Consider the following 26,758-nt stretch of genomic DNA (forward strand, 5'->3'; position numbering starts at 1 on the left):
CTGGCGACACGGGGTGATGGCCCGTCAACCCCTGGCGGACTCACGCAGGCGGATCTTGAGGACCTTGCCGGCGGCGTTCCGCGGTAGGACGTCGAGAACGACGACCGAGGTCGGCTTCTTGTAGGAGGCGAGCCGCGCGCGGCAGTGGTCGATGATCTCGTCCTCGGTCGGCGGGTCGGCCGGGTCGCTGGGCACCACGTATGCGCGGGGGGTCTCCACCCACCTGGGGTGCGGGATGCCCACTACGGCCACCTCGGCGACCTTGGGGTGGCTGTCGATGGCGGCCTCGACCTCAGCCGAGTAGATGTTCTCGCCACCCGAGACGATCATGTTCTTCTTGCGGTCGACCACGTAGATGTAGCCCTCGTCGTCCATCCGACACAGGTCCCCGGAGTGGAACCAGCCGCCCGCGAAGGCCTCGGCGGTGGCCCCGGGGTTGTTCCAGTAGCCCTGCATGAGGTTGGCGCCGCGGTAGACGATCTCACCGACCTCGCCGACCGGCACGTCCTGCATGGCTTCGTCGACGATCCGCGCATCTACATGGCGGACCGGTTTGCCGACCGAGCCGAGCTTGCGCACGGCGTCGTCGCCGCCCAGGACGCAGGTCACCGCGGACATCTCGGTCTGGCCGAAGACGCTCCTGATCGGCACTCCGGGGAAGGTCTCGTTCATCGCCTCCAGCACGGACGGCGGCGCCACGGAGGAACCCCAGCCAAGGCTGCGCAGCGCCAGCTTGCGGTCGCGGATGCCCGGGACCTCGCAGATCGCCTTCCACTGGCTGGGGACGAGGTAGCAGCTGGTGATCCGCTCCCGCTCCAGCAGGTCGACCACCTTGACGGAGTCGAAGCCACCGGTGCCACCGAGCACCGTGCAGGCACCCGCGAGCAGGTGGTTGACCAGGGTGTCGACCCCGGCGATGTGGAACATTGGGACGTTCAGCAGACCGCGGTCGGTGGGAAGAATGGGCTGGCTCTCAGCCGAGTTGGCAGCGTTGGCCATCAGGTTGAGGTGGGTGAGCACGGCGCCCTTGGAGCGGCCGGTGGTGCCCGAGCTGTACATCAGGAAGGCTGGATCACTCTCCGGGACATCGACCACTACGCACGCGTCGGAGGTGGCCGCCAGCGCCGCGGTGTAGTCCTCGGTGCCTGCCGGAGCGGCGTCGCCGGGGCCCAGGTGGAGCACCGGGCAGTCGGAGCCGGCGATCCGGCGGCCCTCGAGCGCGGTCTCGGCCAGGCGCTCCTCGACCACTAGGAGGGAGGGCGAGCAGTCGCTGATCACATGGGCCACCTCGGCTGCTACCAGGCGGAAGTTGACCGGGACGGCGACGGCTCCCAGCCGCAGTGCCGCGAACCAGGCCTCCACCACCTCGAGCCGATTGTTCATGAGTACCGCGACCCGGTCGCCGTATCGAACACCGCGCTCCGCGTACGCTCGCGCCAGTTGGTTGACCCGGGCGTCGAGGGATGCGTAGTTCAGTTCCCGCCCCTCGTAGCGCAGGACCGGGGCGGTGGGGGTACGTCGCGCCGTCCGTGCCAGCTGGAGGGCGAGCGACAGCCGCCGTCCGGCCCGGAGGGCGGTAGTGGGGTCGGATGCGAAGAGCACAAGGAGCTCCCGTTGATAGGTGTCGGGGCAGCCCTGGGGAAGCCTCAGCCGCGAATGGCACGGAGGTGGGTGCACTCCGGGACTGATCGAACATTAAATGCAACGCACACGGACGATAACCATCGCGTCAGCGGCGTGAGTTCGCCTGGCGAGCCGATGGCGGCTCGGCGCAGAGCCCTACCCACCGGAGAAGCGGGCCCGCCCCGTGCATGGATCGCCTCGGTGCTCTCTCGCCAAAATTGCTGTCGCACCGGTGCTCGCAAACGCCGCGTTCACCCCAGCCGCGCTAATGCCTCGGCGTTCCAGGTGTTCGGGATCGCCGCTGTCGCGGCCCGGGGCAACCAGTTGTCGCACCCCCTACGGGCCGAGGGCCTCGGCCAAGGCGTCTGTTCGAGCGGCGAGGTCGTAGGAGGACCGTCCGGAGCGGAGGACCGCCGGGGTCTCCGCATACCCGACAGCGGCGACATCTTTCCTTCCAACCATATTCAGACCACCTCCCTGGCAACCCAGGAAAAGCGCTTCGCACATGACGTGCGGCGCAGTTACATACCGGTCCGCAATCAGCTCCCGGTAACTTCTATAGCGAGACTGTATAGACCTTAGTCTCGTTACGCTAGTACCTCGTGTAGACTTCCTTCCATCCTGATCCGCCGAGCGGCCGCGCCGCTCCCAGTGAGCGCGAGGAGCAGATGGCAGCTGCCCCGTCCCGGACCGGATCCCGGGTCCTGCGCTCCGCGGCGGCCGTCTCACGGACCTGCGGGTGCCGATAAATCATCCACGCAGGTCGGTAGCCTGATCACGGATCTTCGGTTCTCCTCGACATTCGCCCAAGTGCCTTCACCCGCTAAGGGCCGGGGCGGCATCATGATCTGTCGTGCCGCTGCGCCTGCCCTACCTCGCCACGACCAACGCCCTGGCGCTCCTACGCCTCCTGCCGATGAGCGACAGAGAAAAGGACACCGAGATCCTCGTCCTCCGGCACCAACTGCTGGTCCTGCAGCGTCAGGTCGGCAAGCCGAGCTTCACCGACAGCGACCGTGCCTGTGGGGCTCGGTTATTCATCGCTGCTGGTGAAACGCCCCACCCGGCGTGCAGAGGGCTGCGACATGATGGGAATCGTGTCGCTCCTGTACCAGGTGACTCGACGCCTTCTCTCCGTCCCGACGATGTTTCTGCGGCGGGACACCTCGAAGGAAGCCGAACTTTCTGGTCCTGCGCCATGAAAACGCCGTGCTACGACGCCAACTACAAGGACGAGCACGGTACGAACCCGCGGAACCGCCTGTGGTTCGCCTCCCTGTCCTCACCAATCCCCCGCCGCCGCTGGGCCAAGGATTTCCCCATCGCGCCCAGCACGCTGTCGGCCTGGCACCGCAACCTCGTCGCCCGCCGACGGGACTACTCCCGACGACGCCGCGGTCCCGGACGGCCGCCCACACAGGCCGCCGTCAAGAACCTCCCACCGCGCCTCGCCCACGAGAACCGCCGATGGGGCCACCGCCGGATTCAAGGTGAACTGGCCCGGCCCGGACACCCGATCGCCGCCTCCACCGCCTGGCAGATTCTCCACACCGCAGGAATCGACCCCGCGCCCCGCCGCGCCGGCCCAACCTGGCGCGAGTTCCTCTCCACGCAGGCCACCAGCCTGATCGCCTGCGACTTCCTCCACATCGACACCATCAGCCCGCAACGTCTCTACGCTCTGATCTTTCTCGAGCACCGCACCCGGCGCCTGCACATCGCCGACGTCACCGCACACCCGACCGCGGCCTGGGCCACCCAGCAAGCCCGCAACCTCGCCACCGACCTGGACATACGCACGGACTCGCTGCGCTTCCTCATCCGGGACCGCGACAGCAAGTACACCGACGCCTTCGACGCCGTGTTCCAGGCCAGCGCACCGCCCCCACCGGGCCCGATGCCAACTACCAACTGCCTCCCCAAGCTCACGGACAACCACCTCCAGTACTGGAACCGGCCAGCCGCAAAGCCCTGCACACCCGCATCCTCGGCGGCGTAATCAACGAGTACAGATATGCCGCTTGACCAGGAGCGACGATTATTCGAGGCCCACACGCGGCGCCCTGGCGCCACCACCAGGCGGCCGGGACACGCACATCCGACTTCTATCCGATCGCGTCCCGGCCACCGTACGTCCTGCCTGCGGCCCGTCATCCCGCGATCATCCCTCGCTGCGCCTTCGACGCCGCGCCTCAGCGGAGCGGCGCGCGAGTCGCAACATGTAAGCCGTTCGGGCATGCACCGCCATCTGTCGGCGGACCTCGGCTGGGAGAGCGTGCTCTGGGTCCACCTGGCGTTCGAACCGCTCGAGGAACGCCGCTGTACCCGCCGCCGTGCGAGCCGTTCGGTCGCTGGTGTTCGCCCAGGACGCGTGAGCAGCCGTCCTCGCCCGGTACCTCCGTTGCTGTGCGGTCAGACCCGGCTTAGGTACTCGGCTTTGAGAAGGTTCAGACATGGTCCCCGATTCCCATCCTGACTTGGGTTTCCTGGGCACGTTCCGCTGCCGCGCTGGCACCGTAATGGCGAGGCATGTCATCGGAAGTCCACCCCATCAGCAGCATCAGGTCACCGCTGTCACCCCTGGCCCGCTTCCACGCGTGAGCGAAGGTGTGCCGCCAGCGGTGGGCATGGATACCGGTCAGTCCAGCGGCCAGCCCGCGTCGCCTGATCATGATCTTGATGCCGTTTGGGGCCAGTGGCCGACCGCCACGGTCGGCAAGCCATAGGTCCGGCAGCATCGCGCCGTTGTGCTGGGCACGAGCCCGTAGGTAGCGGCTGAGGGCTCGAGCGGTTCGGTGGCCGAAGCGTACGCGACGGTCCTTGCTGCCCTTCCCGTGGTAATGGACCGAGTCAGTGTTCAGATCGATGTCCTCCACCTTGAGGAAGCCGACCTCGGACAAGCGCGCACCGGTATTGCACAGCAACCGGATGATTGCCTCGTCACGGACCTGTATGAAGGATTTACCTCTACAGGTGGCCAGGATCTTGGATGTGTCGTCGTCCTGCATGATCGGGATGAGCTTCTGGGCGGTCCTAGGCTGCTTGACATGTTCCATCGGCGAGCGGTCGATCTCTGCCTCGTCGACCGTCAACCACTTGAAGAACTGCTGCAGCGCCTTGTGCTTGTTCAGCGCGGTCGAGGCTGACCGGCTGCTGATCATCCACGATTGGAATGCCTCGATGTGCGGCTTCTTGACCCTCGTTGGATCTTGCGCTCCCTCTGCGCCTTCCATCCCCATACCATCCAGGTATCGCGCCAACTGGGCCACGGCCAAAAGGTAGTTGTAGCGGGTGGTTTCGGGATAGTTCCCCGCCCTCAGCGTCCGGTCCCAATCCCGCAGAAATCCTGCCCAGGTCCCCGACACACCCAACGTGATCTTGTCCAGGTTCAACAGCCTCATCTGCACTCCGGGGTCGGTGTCCTCCCTCACATCAAAAGACCGAGGTTCAACGCGTTCTTGGACACGGGATGCCCGGATCATCTGTTTTCACTGACGCGAGCAGCCCAAGGCCAGCGCCTCGACCGCGTCTCCGGTGTTAGCGGTGACGAACCGTCCGTGTAGTACGGAGGATCATGCGGCGGCTCTCCTCTGTGAGACGGCCACCCGCTCACGACGGCGAAGCGTGCTAGGGGCTGTCTTCAGTTGTGATCAAGCCACGGGCCGGGTGCCAGTCCGGTAGGGCTGTGTTGTGACGCGTGCGCAACTCACCGACAGCGAGTGGGAGTTCATCGGGCCGTTTCTGCCGGTAGGCAGGTTCGGCCCGTACCCCGAGCGGCTGCGCGAGCAGTTCGAGGGAGTGATCTGGCGGTTCCGCACTGGCAGCCAGTGGCGGGAGATGCCCGAGCAGTTCGGCGCCTGGCAGACCGTCTACAACCGCTTCATGCGATGGCGCGACGCGGGCATCTTTGAGGCCCTGCTGGAAGAGGCGATCGCCGAGGCCGCCCGCAGGGACGAGATCGACATGTCCCTGGTCAGCGTAGATTCCACCACCACACGGGCCCATCATGATGCGGCCGGCATGCGGGTCAGCGAACAGACCCTGGCGGCGCTGGAGGAGGCGGCCTCGCAAAAGGGGGAACGTCCGAGGAACAAGGCGGACAGGACGGTGAAAGCGACCCGGCCCGCGCTGAACGCCGACGCATCCGCCGCAGACGGCGGGCCCGGCTGAAGGCCGCTCTGCTCGGCCGGTCCCGCGGCGGGCTGACCAGCAAGATCCACCTGGCCGCCGACCGGCACTGCCGGCCGATGGCGCTCCTTCTGACCGCCGGGCAGGCCGCCGACAGCCCCCAGTTCATCGCCGTCCTGAACAAGGTACGGGTCCGCCTGCCCGTCGGCCGTCCCCGTACCCGGCCGGCCGCCGTGGCCGGTGACAAGGCCTACTCCTCCCGCGCCAACCGCGCCCACCTGCGTAAACGCCGCATCCAGACGGTCATCCCGGAGAAGAAGGACCAAGCTGCCAACCGCAGGAAGAAAGGCAGCCGTGGCGGCAGGCCCGTCACCCACGACGCAAATCTCTACCGTGACCGCAACACGGTCGAGCGGGCCATCAACAGGATGAAGGACTGGCGCGGCATCGCGACCCGCTACGACAAGAAGCCCGAGAGCTACCTCGCCGGACTCCATCTCCGCGCAGCGACCATCTGGATCAGCAGCCTCCTGAAACCCATTGATCACAACTGAAGACAGTCCCTAGGCCCAGGCGGTGGAACGGAGAACGCTCCGGCGGCGGTCCGCCGCGGGGTCTGGAAGATCAGCACATCCTGGTGCGCGGTCAGCATGATCGGCTTCCCGTGAGCCCGCCCGTGGCGAGCGACGCTGCGGCGCTGGGCCACCGAGGCGCGCGCTACGAGGTGGGAGCCGCGCAGCTCACCCAGCAGCGCGACGCACCGCTCCACCGGCAGCAGTCCGCCCGCCCAGCCAGCACGCACTACATGACCCGGCAGGTCAAGCAGAACATCGCCGCTGCGGTATCGCGGGACCACAACGATCACATGGCCGCCGGGTCGGATCAGCGCCTGGCAGGAGGCCAGCAGCGCATGGAGACGGTCAGTGGCCGCGGCCTCCTTGGCAGCCGTGCCGGTGCCGAACTCATCCGCCGAGTGCACGCACGAGCGCAGAGGGGGACGCCAGGTGGTCAGGAGCAGGTCGCTGTGGCTGGCCAGCCCGGCACGGCGCGTGGCGGTGGCGTCGGATGGGCTCTCGAGGACCATTCCATCCGGCACAGCGCCATCACGTTTGGTGGCGGTGATGTTGGCACGGGCGATGGCCCGCCACCGGTGGTGGCGGGTGATCCCTAAGGCATGTCGTCCGGCGCGTAGGGCCTCGACCAGGACCGTGCCGGTTCCGCACTCCGGGTCGAGCACAGTGTCGCCGGGGCGAGTATATGTGGCGATGGCGTAGCCGGCGATGGCCGGGGGCATGCGGGCGGTGTCCTGGACCGTGGCACGCACGTAGGGGCCACGCGCGAGCTGGAGGGACGCATCGTGCTGTCCGGTGGCCCACACTGACAGCGGCGGGCCTACCCAGCACAGCGGCGGGAATTGGTCAGCCATCAGCCCGCCTCCCCGGCTTCAGCAGCTACCTCGGCCCGCGGATGCGCGAACAGATACAGGTCAGAGTGGATGCGCATGTGGCGCGCCTCCGAAGAATCGGCCTGACGTTGCGGGAACAGGGCTGTCGACGCGCGAGGCGGCGGTGCGGTCAGGCCGCTGCGACGGACAGGGGTCTCCAGCAGGACCACGTGATCGAGGGCGGTGAGCCCCGCGCGGTGCGCGGTGTGCGTCAGCAGACTGCTGGGGTCGATCAGGCGCCGCTGCTGGTGGTCACTGTGGGTGATGAACGCCACGGACCCGTTCGGCATCAGGAGATTGCGCCAGGGTGTGTCGGGGACCCAGTTGGGGTCTCGTGGGTCGACGAACGTGATCACAACGTCGTAGCGATCCGGACCGACTGCGGTCGAGCCCGGGTCCGTAGGAAAGTCGGTGTGAGTCGGTGTCGGGGCGGGCGGCTGCGGGGGCAGTCCGAACCCCGACTGGTGGGTGAGTCCGGGATCGGACAGCCGGCTCTTGGCGGGTAGAGCGGTGCGCACGTGGAGGGTACGGCCGAGTCGGGCCGCGGTCTGGGCCGCGTCGGTCAGTCCGGTCAGCAGACCGGGTCCTGACTCAGGCGGGCCTGAAGAACGTTCTGGGTCATCTGTGGATTCACCGTGGCGGGTGGGTGGGGCGAGGAGCAGCACCTGCTGCCCGGCTTCGCTGTAGAGGGCGATGATCTTGACGATGGCCCCCAGAAGCCACCCGGGGAGGACGTCTGCATCCGGGCTCTGCTCCAATGCGACCGGCCAGACCGATCCGGGGCGCGCCCCGTGCCCCCTTAGTGCGGCCCAGGGCGAACTGGCCTGGGCGCCCCCGCTGTTCCGTCGGCCAGAGGGGTCGTCCTGGTGTCGCCTCTCTCCGCCTTGGAGTGGCCTGGTAGCTCGTCGGTTGCGTGTCATACCCGTACTCCTGGGATCCGTAGCGCTGCATGGACACCAGAGAAGACCGGGATCCGGTCCGGTTTTGGACACCGTCGGGCCGAACTCCCTCCCGCCCCTTAAGGTCGCGCCTGATCCGAACGCTCTCTTGGGGTTCTTCGCCAGGATGCCGACAGATAGAAAAACCGGTTCTTCACTGGTCCCCAGGCAATACCTCGGCAGCGCTCCGCGCTTTCTTCGAGAAACTTTCCGCCTCCGAGCCCCCCCCGTCCGCATCGAATGCAGGACCCGGAACGCTCGGTCTCACGGGCCTACCGCACTACTAGGGGACATCTGCCAAGCACATAAAACAGCAGGTCAAAGCAGCTTAAGGGGCGACTAAGGGCGGGCATCAGAAGCCGTGCCCAGCTGCCTCCACGTGATCACCTTCAGGCCATAATTAGGAATTCTTTAGCAATGTCGACGGCACACAAGGTGAGCACCTTGTTGCCCTCTTGGCTACTTCTTGTCGACTGCCTGAATTCATGGATGCGTCGTTTTCGCTCCTTGTGTGAAGGAGGGCGTTTCATGACTGGCAGGCGCCACGCCCGTCGCTCGCATCGCCGTCAAACCCAGCAGTTGCCCCTGGACACCGCTCGGCAGTGCTTTACCTGGCTGATGACCGGGCCAGATCCCTTGTCGGTGGACGGCCGGAAATTTTCCGGTCTGCCCAACCGCCTGGTCCCGTTGAATGAGTTGCGGCGCCGCATGTTGCAGCGCCGCTGCCCCCGCCACACCCGCGACGCCGTGTGGACCCACCTGGTGCAGCGCTCCCGGGATGAAGGCGCCACCTGGACTCTGGCGTGCACCGGGATGGCGCTGCCCGCCCTGGCAAGCGCCTCGCGGTGGCTGGCAGCCCGGTATCCCGGCGACGCGTTCGACGTGCACGCGGAGATCCTCTCCGGCTTTCTGTCCGCCCTGGCGGATATCGATCTGAACCGGCCGCGAGTGCTCGTGCGGCTGCGATGGGCGGCCTATCGTGCCGGGCACGCTGCCCTGGCCGAAGCCCTGGACGCCCCCACACCAGTGGCCCACGGCTTCCATTCCTCTCCGCCCAGGCCCCCGTGGGGACACCCGGACCTCATCCTCGCCCAGGCAGTCCGCCAGTCGGTCCTGACTCGGACCGAGGCCGACCTGATCGGCGCAACCCGACTGGAGGAGTCCTCCATTACCGGCTGGGCGGTCGCGAATCGGACCACGACCGACGCCGCATACAAGGCCCGCCAACGTGCCGAACGCCGACTGATCGCCTTCATACGCGATCAAACCCGGGACACCGACTCGAACGACCCGGTGGCCGCCAGCGTGCTCGCCGACCCCGACCGTCCCGCCCGACAACTCCGCTCAGGCTCGTCACGCTCCGTTAGTAATTCGCCAGATGATGCCGTGCCGAGCACCACGCAGAAAGCTCGGGAGCCGCTGTCCAATCCGCGGCCCAGGACCGGCCTTCTCGGGTGCGGGGGGAGTTCACCCGCCGCATCGTCCATGCCGTCTCCGGAGGTGCCTCGATGCGCCTGACATCATCGCTGTCCCGCCGCTGCCGACGCGATCGCACCACCCGCGCCCATCAGGGTGGCCAGCAACGCTCCGCGCAACGCCTGGCTGCGTGGGCGGGGCGGTTCCTGCTGATCGTCTGCCTTGTTGTCGCGGTGTCGATCCTGCTGACGTCGGCGGCACAGGCCGAGCCGGTACAGGTCCAGGCGCTGGCCAAGTCGATCAACACCGTCCTGGACAACCTCCGCAACTGGATCATGGGCATCCTGGCAGGTTTGGCAACCCTGTTCCTCACCGTCGGGGGCGTGCGGTACATCCTGGCCGCAGGTGACCCGGGTGAAGTCGAGAAGGCCAAGTCCTCGTTCAAGAGCGCCGGCTACGGGTACGGGCTGGCCACTCTGGCGCCGCTGGTGGTGGAGATCTTCAAAGGGATCGTGGGTGCCTGATGCCCACCGCCCCACTACCCCCTCCGCCCGTGGCCCGCCGGTACGGCGCGCTCCACACGGCCTCCGGAGCGCGCTCTCGCCGGGCAGTGGTCCGGATGCGGGCCCTGGGTTCGGGCTTCGTGGTGGTGGCCCTCGCGGTGCTGTTCGGCTGGCTGTTGGCGTCGGGTGCGCAGGCCGCACCCGGCGGGCCTTCCCCTGACCCTTCCGGCACCGCCTCAGCCGCGCCCCGCAGTCCGGCGCCGAGTGCGTCGTCCTGGGGCTCTTCACCGGGGATTCCTCACGTTCCCACCGCAGCGCCTTCGACGACCGAGGGGGATCCGTGTGCTTCTCCGTCGGGCGGGTCGTCGCCGTCGGACTGCATTCCGCAGCCCAGTAGCAGCGGGGCCAGCTCCGCTCCCTTGCCGACCGAAGAACCGGACAGCAGCGACGGTGACGGGGGCGACCCTGGCGGTGTCGTCGGCTGGATCGTCGACGGGATCAACGCCGCCATCACCGTCTTCTTCAAGGGCCTGGTCACCAAGGCGCTCAACCCGCTGCTGGACCTCCTCGGCAAAACCCTGCTGTCCACCCCGACCCTGGACCAACTACCGCGCATCGGCGAGCTGTGGTCGAACTCCTGGCACATCATGCTGGCCTGCTACGGCATGCTCATCATGATCGCCGGGATCGTGGTGATGGCCTACCAGTCCGTCCAGACCCACTACTCCATCAAGGAGATCGCCCCGCGTATCGTCCTGGGCTTCCTGGCCGCGGCCCTGTCCCTGTTCGTCGCCAACAAGGCCATCGCCATCGCCAACGCCCTGTCCCGAGCCGTACTCGGTGAGGGCGTGGACGAGGACAGCGCCGCGAAGACGCTGCGCAACCTGATCCTCAGCTCCATCAACGGCGGCATCTTCATCATCTTCATGCAGGTGTTCATCGCCGGGATGCTGGTCGCACTCCTGGTCACCTATGCCGTACGCGTCGCTCTGACCATGATCATGATCGCCGGGGCACCGCTGGCCCTGATGTGCCACGCCCTGCCGCAGACCGACGGCATCGCCCGCTGGTGGTGGCGCTGCTTCTTCGGCCTGCTGGCCGTCCAGCTCGCCCAGTCCCTGACTCTGGTCACCGCCCTGCGCGTCTTCCTGGATTCCGACGGCTTCACCCTGCTCGGCCCCAACAAGTCAGGCCTGGTCGACCTCATCGTCTCCCTGGCCCTGATGTACATCCTCTTCAAGATCCCCTTCTGGATTCTCGGCTCTCTCCGCGGCAGCCACCGGCGTTCCTTCACCGGGAGCCTGGTGCGCACCTACATCGCCGCCCGAACCTTCGGAGCACTGCGCGGCATGAACTCAGTCAGCGCCGCCGGTGCGGCATCGCGGTCCCGCACCGGCAGGAACAGCACACCCATCCCCGCTCGGACCCGCCGCAGCACGCGGGCGGCCAGCCCGCCGGTGATCCGGCGCCGCCCGCCCGGACCGGCCCTGTTCCGCGAACCCGTACCTGGAGCAACCCCCCGGTTCGGTCCGCAGATCGGCCCGCCGGGGATGCCTACTTTCCGCGCCCCCACCGGCCCATCCGACGACGGCTCGGCCGGCAGGCGCCCGACCCCCACGCCCCGGCCCACGACACCACCCGGTTCGCCCTCCTTCCGTGCACCCGGATCCGGCACACCCGCATCCGCCCAAGCAGGCCGCCCCACCACGCCCCCGGGCCGACCTCGGTTCCAGCCGCCCACCGATCCGTCCCCCGCACAGCCCCGACGGACCCGCGATCAACCAGCGCCAGTGGCCTTCCGCCCACCGGTATCCGATCCCGCCACTCCGCACCCGCGGAAACGCACCAGCGCTCCACCTCCACCGCGCTTCAGCTCCCCACCCCCCAACGGCCCTTCGCCACCCAGTCGAGGACGACGCCCGAACTCCGGAGGTGAACGGCAATGACCCAGCCGGTACGCATCCCCGCCGACGTCGACCGTGAGGACACCGTCCTGGGCAGCCTGACCGCCCGCCAGCTGCTCATCCTCACGGTGGCCGGCATCGTGCTCTACGGCACCTGGGCAGCCACCCGCGACGTGGTGCCGCTGGCGGTGTTCGCGGTCCTTGCCATCCCCATCGCGGTGGCCACCGTCCTGCTGGCCCTCGGGCGGCGGGACGGCATCTCACTGGACCGGCTGGCCCTTGCTGCCCTCCGCCAGCGCATGAGCCCCCGCTATCGGGTCGCCGCTCCCGAAGGCATCCTCCCGGCCCCTGCCTGGCTGGCCAGCCGGGTCACCCGTAACTCGCAAGACCTCAGCGCCAAGAGGGACATTGCTCCGGTCGAGCTGGAGCTTCCCGCCGAAGGCGTCACCGAGACCGGCGTGGTCGATCTCGGCCCGGACGGGGTCGCGGCAGTGGCGGTGTGCTCCACTGTCAACTTTTCCTTGCGCACCCCGGCTGAGCAGGAGTCCCTGACTGCCGCCTTCGGCCGATACCTGCATTCCCTCACCGCTCCGGTCCAGGTGCTGGTGCGCACCGAGCGTCTGGACCTGACGGGGCAGATCAGTGAGCTCCGCGAGCAGGCGCCCAGGCTGCCGCACCCGGCGCTGGAGGAGGCCGCCCGTGAACACGCCGACTATCTGGGCCAGCTGGGCGCCCAGAGTGATCTGCTGCATCGCCAAGTGCTGCTCATTCTGCGCGAATCGCTGGGAGCACAGCGTGCGGTCGACGGGCTCGGCGGCGCCTCACCATTGGCGGCATTCACTCGCCGCAGGCGATCTCAGGACTCCGCGCAGCCCTCGGTGGAGGCGGCGCGCCGGGCGGCGGAAGCCCGCCTGGTGCGGCGACTCAACGAGGCTGTCGACCTGCTGAGTCCTGCCGGGATCGTCGTCACCCCGCTGGATGCCGGGCAGGCCACCGCGGTGCTGGCCGCCGCCTGCAATCCCGACAGCCTCGTCCCGGTCTCCTCCCACCTCGCCGGAGCGGACGACGTGATCACCACCGCCCCGGTCCCTGAAGACGACGCCTGTCTGAGCGCCTTCGAACGTCCGGGCACGTCCGTCTCCGGGACCGTCCACACCGACGACGACAGCCCGGGAGGGACGGGAGCACGATGATCCGCAAGCGTGCCGGCTGCTCACGCGCGTCACGACAGGACAAATCCACTACGCCGAAGGGGACCGGGGCGTTCACCCCTGATGCGCTGGCCGTCGGCCCACGGCACTTGGAGGTCGGTGGGGAACAGGTGGCTTCCTTTGCCGTCACCGGATTCCCCCGCGAGGTCTATCCCGGATGGCTGCAGCCCTTGCTGACCTACCCGGGCCGGGTGGACGTCAGCGTGCATATCGAGCCGATCGACCCGGTCACCGCCGCGACCCGCCTCAAGCGGCAGCTCGCCAAGCTCGAATCCGGCCGCCGCTACACCGAACAGAAAGGCCGACTGCTCGACCCGCACGTGGAAGCCGCCACCGAGGACGCCTACGAGCTGTCCTCCCGGGTCGCCCGCGGCGAAGGCAAGCTCTACCGCCTCGGGCTCTACCTGACCGTGCACGCAACCAGCTCCGAGCAACTGGCGGACGAGGTCGCCGCCGTCCGCTCTCTCGCGGCGAGCCTGCTGCTGGACGCCAAACCGACCAGCTACCGCAGCTTGCAAGGCTGGGTCACCTGCTTGCCCATGGGCCTGGACCTGATACGGATGCGCCGTACCTTCGACACCGCGGCGCTCTCGGCGGCCTTCCCCTTCACCAGCCCCGATCTGCCCCGAGCGACCCCACCTCCGCCGACGCCCCCACCGGGGTGCTGTACGGGTACAACATTGGCTCGCAGGGGCTGGTGCACTGGGACCGTTTCGCCCTGGACAACCACAACTCCGTCATTCTCGGCCGCTCCGGCGCAGGCAAGTCCTACCTGGCCAAACTCGAACTTCTACGGTCGCTTTATCGCGGCATCGAGATCCACGTCATCGACCCCGAAGACGAGTACGCGCGCCTCACCGAGGCGGTCGGCGGCACGTACGTCCACCTCGGCGCCGAGCAGGTCCGCCTCAACCCCTTCGACCTGCCCCTGCACACCCGATCGGACGGACGGCGCACGGCACCCAGAGATGCCGTTATCCGCCGGGCTCTGTTCCTGCACACGGTCATCGGCGTCCTGCTGGGCAGCACACTCACGCCGACGGAACGCGCCGTGCTGGACCGGGCGATTACCGCCACCTACCAGCGCGCCGGGATCACGACCGACCCGCGGACCTGGACCCGCCCCGCTCCATTACTCGCCGATCTGGCAGCCGTACTGGAACAGTCGAAGAACCGCACAGCGCAGGATCTGGCCGCTCGGCTGGACCCGTACGTGCGCGGCGCATTCTCCGGTCTATTCGACGGCCCGACCACCATCAGGCCCGAAGGCCACCTCGTGGCCTTCTCCCTGCGCGACCTGGCCGACGAACTCAAACCGATCGGCACACTGCTGACCCTGGACGCGGTCTGGCGGCGGGTGTCCAACCCGGCCCTGCGCCGCCCCGGGCTGGTCGTCGTCGACGAAGCCTGGCTGCTGATGCAGGAGCCCGCCGGAGCGGAATTCCTGTTCCGCATGGCGAAGTCCTTCCGCAAACGCTGGGCAGGGCTCACGGTCGCCACCCAGGACACCGCCGATGTCCTTGGCTCCGAACTCGGCAAGGCCATCGTGGCCAATGCCGCCACGCAAATCCTGCTGCGGCAGTCGCCACAGGCCATCGACGAGGTCACGGCCGCTTTCAACCTCTCTGACGGCGAGCGCCAGTTCCTGCTGTCAGCTGACCGCGGCCAGGGTCTGCTCTCCGCGGGAACACAACGCGTGGCATTCGAGGCGATCGCCTCACCCAGCGAGCACCGCCTGGTGACCACCGATCCGGCCGAACTCGCCACCTACGCCGAAACCAACACCATCGCGGAGACCGAGGACACGTACCTCACCCTCGACTCCACCGACCCCGTCGACGACTACCGGTCCGACACCGGCGCTCAGATCGATCTCGGTACAGCCTGACCATCCCGCCGAGCGGTCAGCCCGCGGCGGATGCCGCCGTGAAGCCTCGAAGACGCAGTTCTGCGGACCAGCCATACCTCATCTGCTCCCTCGTACGAAGGGCGCTCTCATGCCTTCTGTGAAATCACCACCGCCTTCAGTCTCCCCGCCGCGCCCGTCGCCGTTGCTGACCCAGAACCGGGAAATGCGCGCGATCGGAGCATGGAACTGGACGCTGCCGGCCTGGGCAGGTCGCCTTCCAGACGGCCGTACATACAACACCTGCCCCTCTGCGGGGATCTGCCGCCACGTCTGCTATGCCCGCCACGGCACCTACACCTGGCCCACCGTCCGGGCCAAGCACCAGGCGAACCTCCAGTTCGTCCTGGACGATCTGCCCGGTTGGGAACAGGCGATGATCACGGAACTCGGAGCCGAGAAGTTCCGCGGCGTCTGGGTGCGCATCCACGACTCTGGCGACTTCTTCAACGATGCCTACACACGCAGCTGGCTTCGGGTGATGCGCGCCCGGCCATCGGTCAACTTCTACGCCTACACCAAAGAAGTGGCCAGGTTTCGCGCCCTGGTGGAGCCGGGCGCCCCGGACAACTTCCTGTGGGTCTTCAGCTTCGGTGGCGCCCAGGACGCCGCGCTGAACCCCGAGTGGGACCGGGTGGCGGACGTCTTCCCGGATGAGGAGTCCATTGCCGCAGCGGGCTGGCACTCGCAAGAGGGGAACGATCTCCTCGCGGTGCTGGGCCCGCGCCTGGTCGGGATCCCCGCCAACCGCATCCCGCACTTCCTCAAGAGGCTCAATGGCCGCACGTTCCGCACGTGGCAGGCCGAGGTCGACACCGAACGCCGGACCCATCACGGGTCGAGGGCACGCCCTGGTCTACGGCTGATCACCGGCAACCGGCCGGAGACGCGGGGCAACGCTCAGGAACTGCGTGCTCCCGAGCGCCAAGGCCGCGCCGCCTGGCAACAGCCCTCCGTCCCCCTGCCTCTTTCCTCGTAGAAGGTTCCGTGCCATGGGTCGCCCCGCTGATCTCGTTCTTCCTCCGCCGTTGTTCCTTGCCTCCTCTTCCGACTCAGATGTGCCGGAGTCCCCGATCGGGGATTATCTGCGCGACCCTTCCGGCGCGATGCACGCCGTACTGGTCCACATCCACAGGTGGATGCTCGCCTGGGGATGGATCGTCGGTCCTGCCGTGGTCGCCACTGCTACGACGCTGGTCTGGGGGCGTTGGTGGTGGCGCCGTCGCTGCCGTCGACGTCTCGCCGCAGACGCGCGTGTCGTTCAGATCCTGCCACCGCCGGCAGTGGACGCCGCGGGGGCTGCCGCACTGTGGGCGAACCTGGTAGGTCTGTTGCGGCCGGCCTGGCGCCGGTGGCTGACCGGGCAGCCGCACCTGGCCTTCGAGTACCTCTTCGACCGCGAAACCGTGCGCCTACAGGTATGGGTGCCCAGCCAGATCCCGCCGGGCATGATCGAGCGGGCCATCGAGTCCGCCTGGCCCGGCGCCCACACCCACACCACCCCCGCCACAGCCCCTCTGCCCACCGCACCGCCGCCGGGACAGCAACTCTTCATGGCCGCCGGCGAGCTGCGCCTGGCCCGCAGCGAGGCCCTGCCGATCCGCACCGACTTCCCCCTCGACCCTGTGCGCCCTCTGCTCGGCGCACCGGTCGGGCTGGGGCCGCAAGAGCGGGCGGTGGTGCAGGTGCTCGCCCGGCCGGTGACCGGCCACAGGGTGAAGAAGGCACGCCGAGCGGCCCGGCACACGCGCGCCGGACGGTCACCCCGGCTGATCAGCCGCCTGCTGGACCTGCTCACCCCCGGTCATCACCCCCGCCTACGCGCCCGGCAAGGCGCCACGGCCATCGACCCGCAGACTGCTCTGGAGACGGCCGCCGAGGACCGCGTGATCGTGGTCAAGCAACGCGGCACCCCGTATGAAACCCGCATCCGCTACGCGGTCACCGCCACGGCTCCGGACCATGCGCCGGCCGACGGCCAGGCGAAAATACGGGACCGGGCACGCGGCCGAAGCCACGCCATCGCCTCCGCATTCGCCGCCTTCACCGAGCACAACTACTACCGCCGTACCCGGCTGCATGCCCGCCGCGCGCTACCTCACCTGGCCGAACGGCGCCTGAACAATGGCGACTTGCTGTCGATCCCGGAACTCGCCGCGCTGGCGCACCTGCCGTGGGACGAGACGGTCGCCGGTCTGCAACGCGCCGGGGCAAGGGCCGTGCCGCCTCCGCCCGGCGTCGCGACCACGGGAGTGGCAGTGCGGCCGATCGGGCTGACCGACAGCGGCCACCAACGTCCCGTCGGGCTGCGTGTCCCCGATGCACGGCACCACCTGCACGTCCTGGGCGCCACCGGCTCGGGCAAGAGCGAGCTGATTGCGCGGATGATCCTCGCCGACGCCGAAGCTGGCCGCGGTGTGGTCGTCATCGATCCGAAGGGCGATCTGGTCAGCGACCTGCTCCAGCGGCTGCCAGTCGAGCTCGGGGAGAAAGTGGTGCTCTTCGATGCCGACAGCAAGACCCGCCCACCCGTACTCAACCCACTGGAAGGAGCGGACGGACCGCGCACCGTCGACAACCTGGTATCCGTCTTCTCCCGCGTCTACGCCGCCTCCTGGGGCCCACGCACCGACGACATCCTGCGTGCCTCACTCCTGACCCTGCGCGCCCAGCCCGGCGCCCCCACACTGACCGACCTGCCCAAACTGCTGTCGAACCCCGCCTTCCGGCAACGGGCCACCGACCAACTCGATGACGAGATCTTGAAAGGCTTCTGGACCTGGTACCAAAATCTGTCCGACCCAGCCCGTGCCCAGGTCACCGCCCCGCTGATGAACAAGCTCCGGGGCTTCCTCCTTCGCCCGTTCGTCCGCCAAGCCCTCGCCGGCGGCCCCTCCACCGTCGATATGAACGACATGCTCAACGGCGGGATCTGCCTCGTACGCATCGCCCAGGACGCGCTCGGCACGGAGACCGCGCACCTGGTCGGCTCTATCGTGGTCGCCCGCACCTGGCAGGCCGCCACGGTCCGCGCGCGTCTTCCCCAGGCCCAGCGACACGACGCCTCTCTCTATATCGACGAGGCGCACAACTTCCTCCACCTGCCCTACCCGCTGGGCGACATGCTGGCCGAGGCCCGCGCCTACCGACTGTCGATGACGCTCGCCCACCAGTACCTGCGCCAGCTCCCCAAAGAGCTGGAGGAGGGCATCAGCACCAACGCCCGCACAAAGATCATCTTCAACGCCAGCCCAGAGGACGCCCGACACCTGGCCCGCCACACCGAGCCGCGGCTGACCGCACACGACCTGTCCAATCTCGACGTCTTCCACGCAGCGGTCCGCCCTGTGCTCCACGGAGCCGAAGCCCCCGCCTTCACGGCAGTCACGGAAAAGCTCCCACCGCCTATACGGGGACGAGCCAAGCAGATTCGAACCGCCGCTTCTCGCAACACACGGTCGCATCCCAGCGCCATGGCGCCCCATAAGGACCGCGGCGCCCCGTCCCAGGCCGATCCCCGCCGCACGATCTGACATGACACGCGGTCCCTATGGGAGCCGGGGCGACCGACGACGCACGGCTGCGTTTCAACCCGGGGCTACCACCACAGTTCGCAACCCGTCTGTTCGAGTCCCAGCCGACGCCGCCGAACAGCAACTGCGCGATATTGCCGCCGAAGCCCTTGCAGGAAGGATTTACTCAATCAACCCAGATCCACCTCGAAGGCCTGTTGGTCACGTTCATCGACATCGACTACGTCGAACTCGGCCTCTGACGGGAGTTCTCGAAGCGCCTCCAGCGCTCCAGCTCTCGGTTCAATGCAACTGTCTTGGGGGCGTCGGAGCCCAGGAGGTGCCGGCAGGTGGCGACAATGCGCTCGAGAAGGGCGATCGCCTCCCTGACTCGCCCGGCCTCTCCGTAGGAGGAGGCGAGATCGATGCGGGCTGCGACGGTGTCATGATGGTCTGTTCCCAAGAGGCGCTCGCTGTCGGCAACGACCTGCTCTCCGATCCTAATCGCCTCATCCGTGCGCCCGGCCGCGCCATAGGAGGCAGCGAGGTTGGCACGGGCATATAGCGTTTCGGGGGCTTCGGGCCCAAGAAGCCGCTCGCTGTCCGCAACGACCTGTTTCCCCATCCTGACCGCCTCATCAGCGCGTCCGCCATATCGGTAGCAGACGGCGAGGCTAGCGCGAGCAGACAGCGTGCCAGGGGCCTCGGGACCGAGAAGTCGCTTATTGTCGTCAAGGACGCGTTGGGTGAGGACGATCGCTTCATCGGCACGCTCAGCCTCTCGGTAGAAGGCAGCCAGGTTGACGCGAGCAGATAGCGTTTCGGGGGCTTCGGGCCCAAGAAGCCGCTCGCTGTCCGCAACGACCTGCTCTCCCATCCTGACCGCCTCATCAGCGCGCCCAGCCCTCCAGTACGCAGTAGCAAGGTTTCCACGGCTGATGAGGGTATTGGCGGGCTCCGCCCCGAAGAGACGCTCTTCATCGGCAACCAGGCGCTCCAGGAGCGTAATCGCCTCGTTGGTATATCCGACTAGTGCATAGCAGGCGGCGAGGTCCCCGCGCGCGCTGAGGGTGGCAAAGTGGTCTCTTCCCATGAGGCGCTCGCTGTCGGCGACGAGGTCCTTCCAGTAGGCGATGGCCAGGATATGGAAGCCTGCCTCTCGGAGGCTTCTGCCGGCGTGATACAGCACGGAGTAGACCTTCCACTCCCAGATTCGGTCTCCGACGTACGTTGAGAGCGCAGCTGTGTTGGCACGCAGAGTGCTTGCGAGGTCCCGCCCAGTCTTGTCTGGGTTAGGCCAAGAATGAAGCAGCGCACTGGCGGCCGCGGTGGCAACAACGGGGAGGGCATGGTCTGGGATGCTCTCCCGAACAGCTCGGGCGGTGAGAGCGTGCATGCGCACTGCACATGGTTCGGTCGTGGTGTCGTAGGAGAGCAATCCATAGCGGTGCAGCAGCCGCAGTACTGCCCGTGCTTCGCCAGCGGTCACTGCATCCTTGGGGGCTTCACCGCCGCGCCGGCCGAAAGACCGCTTGGGCCGGGGAGCGGGTCGGTAGAGCGTGAGGTAGTCGGTGGCGGCGGTGGAGTCCCACAAGGTGCAAGGGTGCCCGGCGGGGTCGAGAAGTGCCGCCATCCCGATCGCAGCCCAGGCCAACGACCCGTGCTTGTCATGGACGGCTGCGTCCATGGCCAGCAGCAGGGTCGTGGTGATCTGCCGACCGTAGCGTTCGGTGTCGGCCCAGCGTGGCAGGACTTCCTCCATGCGGGCGGCTCGGTGGCTGAACTGCTCCAGGTAGGCGCCGCATGAGGCGTCCTCGCGGATCATGAATGCGGCGGCGTGCCCGAGAGCCAGGGGGAGGTACCCGAGTGCTTCGACGAGGGCATCGGCGTGGTTGTCGACGAGGTGGGTCTTTCGGTCGTGGGCGAGGCGGGTGTCCAGGTAGGTGGTGGCTTCTGTATGGGTGTAGACATCGACGTCGATCGGGACCCTGCCGCCGCCGGTCAGGCGGGGGTCTTTCAGGCGGGTGGTGCCCAGCACCCAGCCGGTGCCAGGCCGGCCATCGGGCCACCAAGGAGCGATGGCTTCAGGGTCGGTAATGTTGTCCAGTACCACGAGCCACCGGCGCGACGTACCCGCCAGCCATTGCAGGAATAGCCGCGCATCGCGTTCGAGGTCTCGCCCGTCAGCGCCCGGGGCTTGGACCCGTAGGGCGGCTTGCGCGTAAACGATGACGACCTGCTGGATATCCGCCGCTGACGCCCACACCACCAGCTCCGTACCGTCCCCGAGCGCATTGCGGGCGTAGGAGGCGGCCAGTTGTGACTTACCGACGCCGCCTCCGCCAGCGAGCACATGCGCCGATGTCTGGGATGCGGGGGCCTGGGCCATCTCCTCGGATGGGCCGCTGCCCAGCGCCGCAGAGCGGCTGTGTCCGCGGGCGGCGTCGATCTCATCACGAAGCCCGGCACGGGGCTGGAACGCCGAGGCGAGTGTAGGCACCGATCCCACCAGCACAGGCCATTCCACCTCCGGCTTCCCGGCCAGGACGTATTGCCGCTCGACGTTGGTGACCTGACTGTTCTCCCCCAGCGCGGACCCCGTGATGTTGCCTCCAGCGGCGGCTCCACTCTGGGATGTCACCCGTCGCCCGCGGTCCGGCTTCCACCCGGGAGGGGTCACCGCTCGCTGCCTTCGCCCAGGGCGCTGTCGGTGATGTCGCCGCCAGCGGCGATCCCGTCCTGCCGAGCCTGCACGTCATCTGTGCTCCGCCGGGCCGTAATGCGGCTGCGCGGCGTAGGAGGGCCAGAGACTTTGGAGTTCTTGCCCAGCGCGGACCCTGTGATGTCGCCGCCGACCGCGATCGCACCGCGCCCGGCCCGCACCCGTCGGCTATCGCTGGACGGCCCGGTACCCGTGTCACGGAACAAAGCGATCACCGAGACGACGAGTGCTATGAGACCCGCTACCGTGCCGATCACGCTCGCAACCTGGCCTGCGGTGTTCAGGTCCGCAAAGATCACCAGAAGCGTCAACCCCACAGAGGCGACCCCCGCTGCCACGGTTACCACCCAGGCCCAGGCCCTCCCCGCACTGGACAACGCCACAGCCACCACCCCCAATGCTCATGCCCGCGGCGCCAGGACGGCGCCGATACCAATGCTCCGTCAGCAGGTGGATCGACCGTAGCGCCACACGCTGCTTGAGACCATCCGGTCACGGCGCGCAACATCAGACCACACCGCCACTGCGACGAGGTGAGGCGGTGGTTGGGATCCACGACTGGGAAAGAAGCAGACCTTCTAGAAGCACAGTCAACACCGGCAGCTGGAGTTGACGGCTGTGTTCGACGAGATGTAGCGGCGCGCAAAGTCCGAAGAACCTGAGTGTCAGCTGTCCACCGATCGGTGCTGGCCAGGCGCCCTCAGTCTGTCGGCTCTGTGCCCGTGCAAGTCCACATCCATCCAGCGGTGAAACGCTCGCGGAGTCAGCCAGCGCGCCTCACTGGGGGGCGCTTTCTTCGCCCGAGCCGCCGCAGGAGGGGGTTCGCCAGTGTGGCCGAGGACCGACCACATCAGCACAAGGTTCACCGCACGTCCTCGCGCTGCACCGCCCATTCGTACGGACGCGCCAGCACGGCCTGACCACGGCTCACCGCGCCCCGCCGACCCTGCTCAGATTCCGAGGCAACACGGATCCGCCAGTCCTCGAAGTCCCACAGATCGTCGGTCGACGCTTCACCCCCGCTCGATCCGCTTCAACTCGTAGATCCAACGGGGAAAGCTCCCCAGTCGAGGACTTCATCACGAGCCTCGGCAGCCTGACAGTTCCGGATGAGCGCGCCGTTCCCAATGCGGTCCGTTGGCTCCCTGCGGATACCGAACTGAAGGCTCCGGCTTCCTCATTCAACGCGCCACAGAGGTGAGGCATGGTCAAAGTCGTCGCAGCGATTTTGGGAGCGATACTGCTGGCCATTACTCTGGCCGCCGCTGGAGCGAGCAGCGCTCTGTCGATCTTCGGCGGTACTGGCGGCAGCCAGCCCAATCGCGCCGCTCTCACTGACATACCGCCCGGCTACCTCGCGCTCTACCAGCAAGCAGCGACGACCTGTCCCGGCCTGGACTGGTCAGTGCCGGCCGCTATCGGCAAGGTCGAGACCGACCACGGTCGATCCACTCTGCCTGGGGTACACAGTGGCTCCAATCACAAGGGGGCCGAGGGTCCGATGCAGTTCCTTCGGCCAACCTTCGACGCGGTCACGGCCAAGCACCCGATACCGCAGGCGGGGTCGCGCGCTCCCTCGCCATACAACCCACGCGACGCGATCTACACGGCAGTCGCCTACCTGTGCGACTCCGGAGCCCGAGACGGACGCAACCTTCACCAGGCGATCCTCGCCTACAACCCCGCCGAGTGGTACGTCTCGAAAGTCCTCGCTCAGGCCCAGGACTACCGAAGCACCTCAAGCCTCGGCAGCACCGCGAAGGCAAGCCCCTCCGCCCGTGAAGTAATCAACTACGCCCAAGGCCAGCTTGGACTCCCATACGTATGGGGAGGCAACGGACCAGCAGGTGGTGATGCGGGGTTCGACTGCTCGGGGCTGACCAAGGCCGCCTACGCCGCTGCAGGCATCTCCCTGCCACGCACAGCCGAAGAACAGTTCCGAACCGGCCTCCAGGTCGCCAAGGGGCAGTCGCTGATGCCCGGCGACCTCGTTTTCTATGGCAACCCTCATGGGCGCATTCACCACGTCGGTCTCTACATCGGCAGCGGCCAAATGATCAACGCCCCGAACTTCGGCGAAAAAATCAAGATCGCACCCTACCGCTACCAGGGCGACGACTACGCCGGTGCGACCCGACCAGCAGCTTCCGCCTCCGCCGGTTCTGTCTAATAGGACTCCGTTAGGTCTTCCGGTTCGGCCTGTTCCTGGGCATGTTGGGTGGATGGACGCACATGAAGTGAACCGTGTTCGGGCGAAGTTGGCGTTATACGTGGCTGATGTGTTCGCGTCGGTGCCGCGCAAGGACCAGCGGGCCAAAGGCGACTGCTACCTGCGGGGACTGATGTTGGACGGCCGCCGCAAGTCGATCCAGGCCATGGCCTCGCGGCTGCCGGACGGCAACGAACAGAACCTGCAGCAGTTCGTGAACCAGTCCACCTGGGACCCGGCGCCGGTGCAGCGGAGGATCTGCGAACGCATGCTGCCACTGGTCAACCCGACCGCCTGGGTGATCGACGACGTGTCGCTGCCCAAGGACGGAAGAATGTCGGTCGCCGTGGCTCCGCAGTACTGCGGAGCCCTGGGCAAACGCGCCAACTGCCAGGTCGGTCAGCGTCCACGCCGCCAGTGACACGGCCTCCTGTCCACTGCAGTGGCGGCTGTTCCTGCCCAAGGAGTGGGCGGCGGACACTGACCGCAGGACCGTCACCCGCATCCCGCCCGAGGCCGGGCACCGCGAGAAGTGGCGGCTGGCTCTGGACATGCTCGACACGCTGGCCGGCTGGGGCATGAGGCCGCCGGTCGTGGTGGCCGACGCCGCCTACGGCACCAACGCCCACCTTCGGGCCGGCCTGGCAGAGCGGGGAATCGACTACATGCTGGCCGTCCGCGCGGACGTGACCGCCCACCCATTCGACGCCCAACCGACAGCCCCGGACCGCAAGGGCCCCGTCGGCTGCTGGCCCCAGCCCCGCTACCGCCACCCCGCACCCTCAGTGGCAGCCCTTGCCACCGGCCTCGGGCAGGAGGCGTTCACCTCCCTCACCTGGCGGCAGGGCTCACGCGGCGAGTTACGTTCCCGCTTCGCCGCCGTGCGCGTCCGCCCGGCCGGCAACGCCGTCGAACGTCCCATCCGGGCCGCCGCCTCGGCCGAACAGGGCTGGTGGGACGGTATCCTGCCCGACTGCTGGCTGCTGGTCGAATGGCCCGAAGAGGCCGAGGCTCCCACCGACTACTGGCTGTCCAACCTGCCGCCCGACACTCCGATCGCCGACCTCGTCCGTCTGGCCAAGGTCCGCTGGCGCATCGAGCACGACTATCGCGAACTCAAGCACGGCCTGGGCCTGGACCACTTCGAAGGCCGTTCCTGGCCAGGCTGGCACCACCACGTCACCCTCGTGACCGCGGCCCACGCGTTTCTCACCGAACAACGTCTGGCCCCAAAAGCACCTGGACCGCACTCACCCTCTACCAGATCCTCGACGCCCTCCAGGACATCCTGAGGTGCTGGACCGGCACCTGCACCACCTGCCACCAGCCCCTCCCCACCAGGACCACAACACCTAGATCAAGACGCACCTAACGGAGTCCTACTAAGGGCGTGCAGATCATCAACATGCTTTCTTGATCTTGCTGTGGTTAAGGAATGTCGCGACGTCGGATGGTGTGCGGAAGCGAGCGGTGGAGGCGCTGATGTGCTGGCCGTGCGTTTCCAAGAGGGGGCGGACTTCCTGGTTCGCGCGGCTGATGGTCGGGGCGGTGACGCCAAAGAGATGGCCAAGGAGGTCCATGGTGGCGAACTTGCGCAGGTGGAGCACGGTGACCAGGATTCGCTCGGCTGGCGTGAGTTTGGCTTTGGCGCCTGTTCCGGGGGCGACCAGGCGTTCGTGACCGCGGCGTGTGCGAAGCACGTGCTCACGTTGAAGCTCCAGCGCGGGAGTCAGTGTGTCGATGAGGGCGCTGAGTTGCTGTTGGGTCATGCCGGTCAGCTCCGGGTCCTGCAGGGAACGTGGCGTGAGCTGGTGTGGTGTGTTCGCCGATGCCTGACCCGCCGCGTTGTTTGTCGGTGCTGCCTCTTCCGGCGGTTGGGGGTGGAGGGTGTAGTTCCAGTCGCCGTGGAATCGGTGCCGTGTGATCGGCAGGGTGTCGATGTCCTCGTCGCTGACCTGGATTCCGGTGGGGTACTGGCTGGTGTCGAGTTCGGCATGCACCCTCAGGCCCGGCTTGGTGGTGGTGGCGGCGATACTCTGGACGATGACTTCGTGGCTGGTCAGGGGCCTGCCGCGCCAGTTCATGGTGATGTGGGAGAACAGCCTGTGCTCGATCCGGTTCCACTTCGATGTTCCGGGAGGCAGGTGGCAGACCGTGATCGCCAGGCCGGACTCGCTGGCGAACTGGGCGACCTCAGTCTTCCAGGTGCGGGTGCGATAGCCGTTGGAGCCGCCCGCGTCGGCGGTGATCAGCAGCCGGTCGGCCGTCGGGTAGGTAGTCCGTCCGGCGCCGTTCCACCAGCGTCGGATCGATTCGACGGCGAACGCGGCGGTGTCGTGGTCGGTGCCCACGTTGACCCAGCCGGTGTTCGCGGCGACGTCGTAGATGCCGTAGGGCACAGCCTTGCCCAGCTCGCGGTCGGGGAAGTCGTGGGTGCCGACCCGCACCGGCTCGCCCTTCGGCTCCCATTCACGGCCGTTGTTCTTGAAGAGGCCGACCAGTCCTTCTTCTTCGTGTCCACACTGATCACCGGAGCCCCGCTGTCCCGGTGGCTCCGGGCCTGCTCGTTGAGGTAGCAGAACTGGACATCCCGGTCGGGATGCTGCTTGCCCTCCAACGTCTTGGCGTTGCTCTGCAGGCTGAAGCCCTCCTCACGCAGGAGGTCGCCCACCGTGTCCGCGGAGATCCGGTGGCCCTGCCGGGTCAACTCCGCCGCGAGCTTGCGGGTGGATCTGGTGGTCCAGCGCAGCGGCGACATGGGATCCCCGCGGACGTCGGGCTCGACCAGGGCGAGCAGCGCGGGCCGAAGGAGAGGATCCAGAGCAGCGGTCCGCTTGCGGCCACCACCGGCCCTGCGGGCCCGCTCCAGCGGAGGCTCCCCGGAGTCGAGTTCCCGCACTCCCGACGACACAGTCGCCTCCCGGACGCCAGCGGCACGAGCGACCGCCCTGATCCCGCCGTGACCGAGCGACCGGGCCTCCGCCCCTATCAGCAGACGCCGCTGCCGCTCGTCCAGATGCGGCAGGATCGCCTCGAACTTCGCTGCCAACACGGCCCGTTGCACTTCCAGCCCACCCATACCAGATCAACGATCCGCCGAACGGGAAGCCACGGGTTATAGATCTGCACGCCCTAAGGCACCGCTGCGCCAAAGCCCCGCCTTGGCCGTCATCACCGAGCGGCTGTCCCGACGATACCCAGCCTGGCCGAGCAAAGCTACGCGGTTGTCGTCACAACAGCTT

The 26,758-nt window shown here is 67.6% G+C and carries 16 protein-coding genes and 4 pseudogenes; 13 read left to right on the forward strand and 7 right to left on the reverse strand.

Annotated elements, in window-relative coordinates; genetic code table 11:
• Window positions 1-24 precede the first annotated feature (24 nt).
• Window positions 25-1,602 carry an AMP-binding protein gene (locus BLV72_RS04175; protein ID WP_093460368.1) on the reverse strand — a complete coding sequence of 526 codons (1,578 nt, stop codon included), beginning with the start codon at window positions 1,600-1,602 and terminating at the stop codon, window positions 25-27.
• A 1,219-nt stretch (window positions 1,603-2,821) separates the two neighbouring features.
• On the opposite strand from BLV72_RS04175, the gene BLV72_RS04180 reads away from it, so the two are divergent.
• Window positions 2,822-3,622 carry an integrase gene (locus tag BLV72_RS04180; RefSeq protein WP_342030716.1) on the forward strand — a complete coding sequence of 267 codons (801 nt, stop codon included), beginning with the start codon at window positions 2,822-2,824 and terminating at the stop codon, window positions 3,620-3,622.
• A 448-nt stretch (window positions 3,623-4,070) separates the two neighbouring features.
• On the opposite strand, the gene BLV72_RS04190 is transcribed toward BLV72_RS04180, so the two are convergent.
• On the reverse strand, window positions 4,071-5,024 hold the full coding sequence (locus tag BLV72_RS04190; protein ID WP_093470143.1) for a tyrosine-type recombinase/integrase: 954 nt from the start codon (window positions 5,022-5,024) through the stop codon (window positions 4,071-4,073).
• 289 nt (window positions 5,025-5,313) lie between these two features.
• Between BLV72_RS04190 and BLV72_RS04195 the strand changes: the two are divergent.
• Window positions 5,314-6,305 (forward strand): annotated as a pseudogene (locus BLV72_RS04195) (IS5 family transposase).
• Here BLV72_RS04195 and BLV72_RS04200 read toward each other — a convergent pair.
• Window positions 6,296-7,177 (reverse strand): DNA methyltransferase, encoded by an 882-nt coding sequence (locus tag BLV72_RS04200; protein WP_093460372.1) that lies wholly within the window; start codon window positions 7,175-7,177, stop codon window positions 6,296-6,298. The pseudogene BLV72_RS04195 and the gene BLV72_RS04200 sit on opposite strands and share 10 nt — an antisense overlap.
• Entirely contained in the window at window positions 7,177-7,953 is a 777-nt protein-coding gene (locus BLV72_RS04205; RefSeq protein ID WP_093460374.1) for a hypothetical protein, read from the reverse strand. Before BLV72_RS04205 ends, BLV72_RS04200 begins: the two co-directional genes overlap by 1 nt.
• 708 nt (window positions 7,954-8,661) lie before the next feature.
• Between BLV72_RS04205 and BLV72_RS04210 the strand changes: the two genes are divergently transcribed.
• The 9 genes and pseudogenes from BLV72_RS04210 (at window position 8,662) to BLV72_RS04245 (ending at window position 18,848) form a co-directional block, all read left to right on the forward strand.
• The gene (locus BLV72_RS04210; protein ID WP_093460376.1) at window positions 8,662-9,651 is read left to right on the forward strand and encodes a hypothetical protein; all 990 of its coding nucleotides are present in this window, start codon (window positions 8,662-8,664) and stop codon (window positions 9,649-9,651) included.
• Complete coding sequence (locus tag BLV72_RS04215) at window positions 9,642-10,073, forward strand: pilin (RefSeq protein ID WP_244320643.1); 432 nt, start codon at window positions 9,642-9,644, stop codon at window positions 10,071-10,073. Before BLV72_RS04210 ends, BLV72_RS04215 begins: the two co-directional genes overlap by 10 nt.
• Window positions 10,074-10,471: 398 nt before the next feature.
• On the forward strand, window positions 10,472-11,998 hold the full coding sequence (locus BLV72_RS04220; protein ID WP_093460377.1) for a TrbL/VirB6 family protein: 1,527 nt from the start codon (window positions 10,472-10,474) through the stop codon (window positions 11,996-11,998).
• On the forward strand, window positions 11,995-13,149 hold the full coding sequence (locus BLV72_RS04225) for a PrgI family protein (protein ID WP_093460379.1): 1,155 nt from the start codon (window positions 11,995-11,997) through the stop codon (window positions 13,147-13,149). The genes BLV72_RS04220 and BLV72_RS04225 overlap by 4 nt, the downstream gene beginning before the upstream one ends.
• Window positions 13,146-13,655: pseudogene (locus BLV72_RS52465) on the forward strand (conjugal transfer protein TraC); the annotation flags it as partial. The gene BLV72_RS04225 and the pseudogene BLV72_RS52465, both read left to right, overlap by 4 nt.
• 173 nt (window positions 13,656-13,828) lie before the next feature.
• Window positions 13,829-15,055: a VirB4 family type IV secretion system protein gene (locus BLV72_RS48690; RefSeq protein ID WP_208905533.1), complete on the forward strand. Its 1,227-nt coding sequence runs from the start codon at window positions 13,829-13,831 to the stop codon at window positions 15,053-15,055.
• A 109-nt stretch (window positions 15,056-15,164) separates the two neighbouring features.
• The gene (locus BLV72_RS04235) at window positions 15,165-16,052 is read left to right on the forward strand and encodes a GP88 family protein (protein WP_167746311.1); all 888 of its coding nucleotides are present in this window, start codon (window positions 15,165-15,167) and stop codon (window positions 16,050-16,052) included.
• Window positions 16,053-16,131: 79 nt separating this feature from the next.
• Complete coding sequence (locus BLV72_RS04240; RefSeq protein WP_244320645.1) at window positions 16,132-18,606, forward strand: DUF8128 domain-containing protein; 2,475 nt, start codon at window positions 16,132-16,134, stop codon at window positions 18,604-18,606.
• Window positions 18,607-18,623: 17 nt separating this feature from the next.
• Window positions 18,624-18,848 carry a hypothetical protein gene (locus tag BLV72_RS04245; RefSeq protein ID WP_093460382.1) on the forward strand — a complete coding sequence of 75 codons (225 nt, stop codon included), beginning with the start codon at window positions 18,624-18,626 and terminating at the stop codon, window positions 18,846-18,848.
• Here BLV72_RS04245 and BLV72_RS04250 read toward each other — a convergent pair.
• Both BLV72_RS04250 and BLV72_RS04255 read right to left on the reverse strand, forming a co-directional pair.
• On the reverse strand, window positions 18,827-21,265 hold the full coding sequence (locus BLV72_RS04250) for a tetratricopeptide repeat protein (RefSeq protein WP_244320646.1): 2,439 nt from the start codon (window positions 21,263-21,265) through the stop codon (window positions 18,827-18,829). The genes BLV72_RS04245 and BLV72_RS04250 overlap by 22 nt on opposite strands.
• The gene (locus BLV72_RS04255; RefSeq protein ID WP_143059745.1) at window positions 21,262-21,618 is read right to left on the reverse strand and encodes a hypothetical protein; all 357 of its coding nucleotides are present in this window, start codon (window positions 21,616-21,618) and stop codon (window positions 21,262-21,264) included. Before BLV72_RS04255 ends, BLV72_RS04250 begins: the two co-directional genes overlap by 4 nt.
• An 893-nt stretch (window positions 21,619-22,511) precedes the next feature.
• Between BLV72_RS04255 and BLV72_RS04260 the strand changes: the two genes are divergently transcribed.
• Both BLV72_RS04260 and BLV72_RS04265 read left to right on the forward strand, forming a co-directional pair.
• Window positions 22,512-23,477 (forward strand): C40 family peptidase, encoded by a 966-nt coding sequence (locus tag BLV72_RS04260; protein WP_093460386.1) that lies wholly within the window; start codon window positions 22,512-22,514, stop codon window positions 23,475-23,477.
• A gap of 52 nt (window positions 23,478-23,529) precedes the next feature.
• Window positions 23,530-24,808: pseudogene (locus BLV72_RS04265) on the forward strand (IS701 family transposase).
• Window positions 24,809-24,916: 108 nt separating this feature from the next.
• Here BLV72_RS04265 and BLV72_RS04270 read toward each other — a convergent pair.
• Window positions 24,917-26,595: pseudogene (locus tag BLV72_RS04270) on the reverse strand (ISAzo13 family transposase).
• Between the last annotated feature and the right edge of the window lie 163 nt (window positions 26,596-26,758).

The organism is Streptomyces melanosporofaciens, assembly GCF_900105695.1.
GTDB lineage: Bacteria > Actinomycetota > Actinomycetes > Streptomycetales > Streptomycetaceae > Streptomyces > Streptomyces antimycoticus.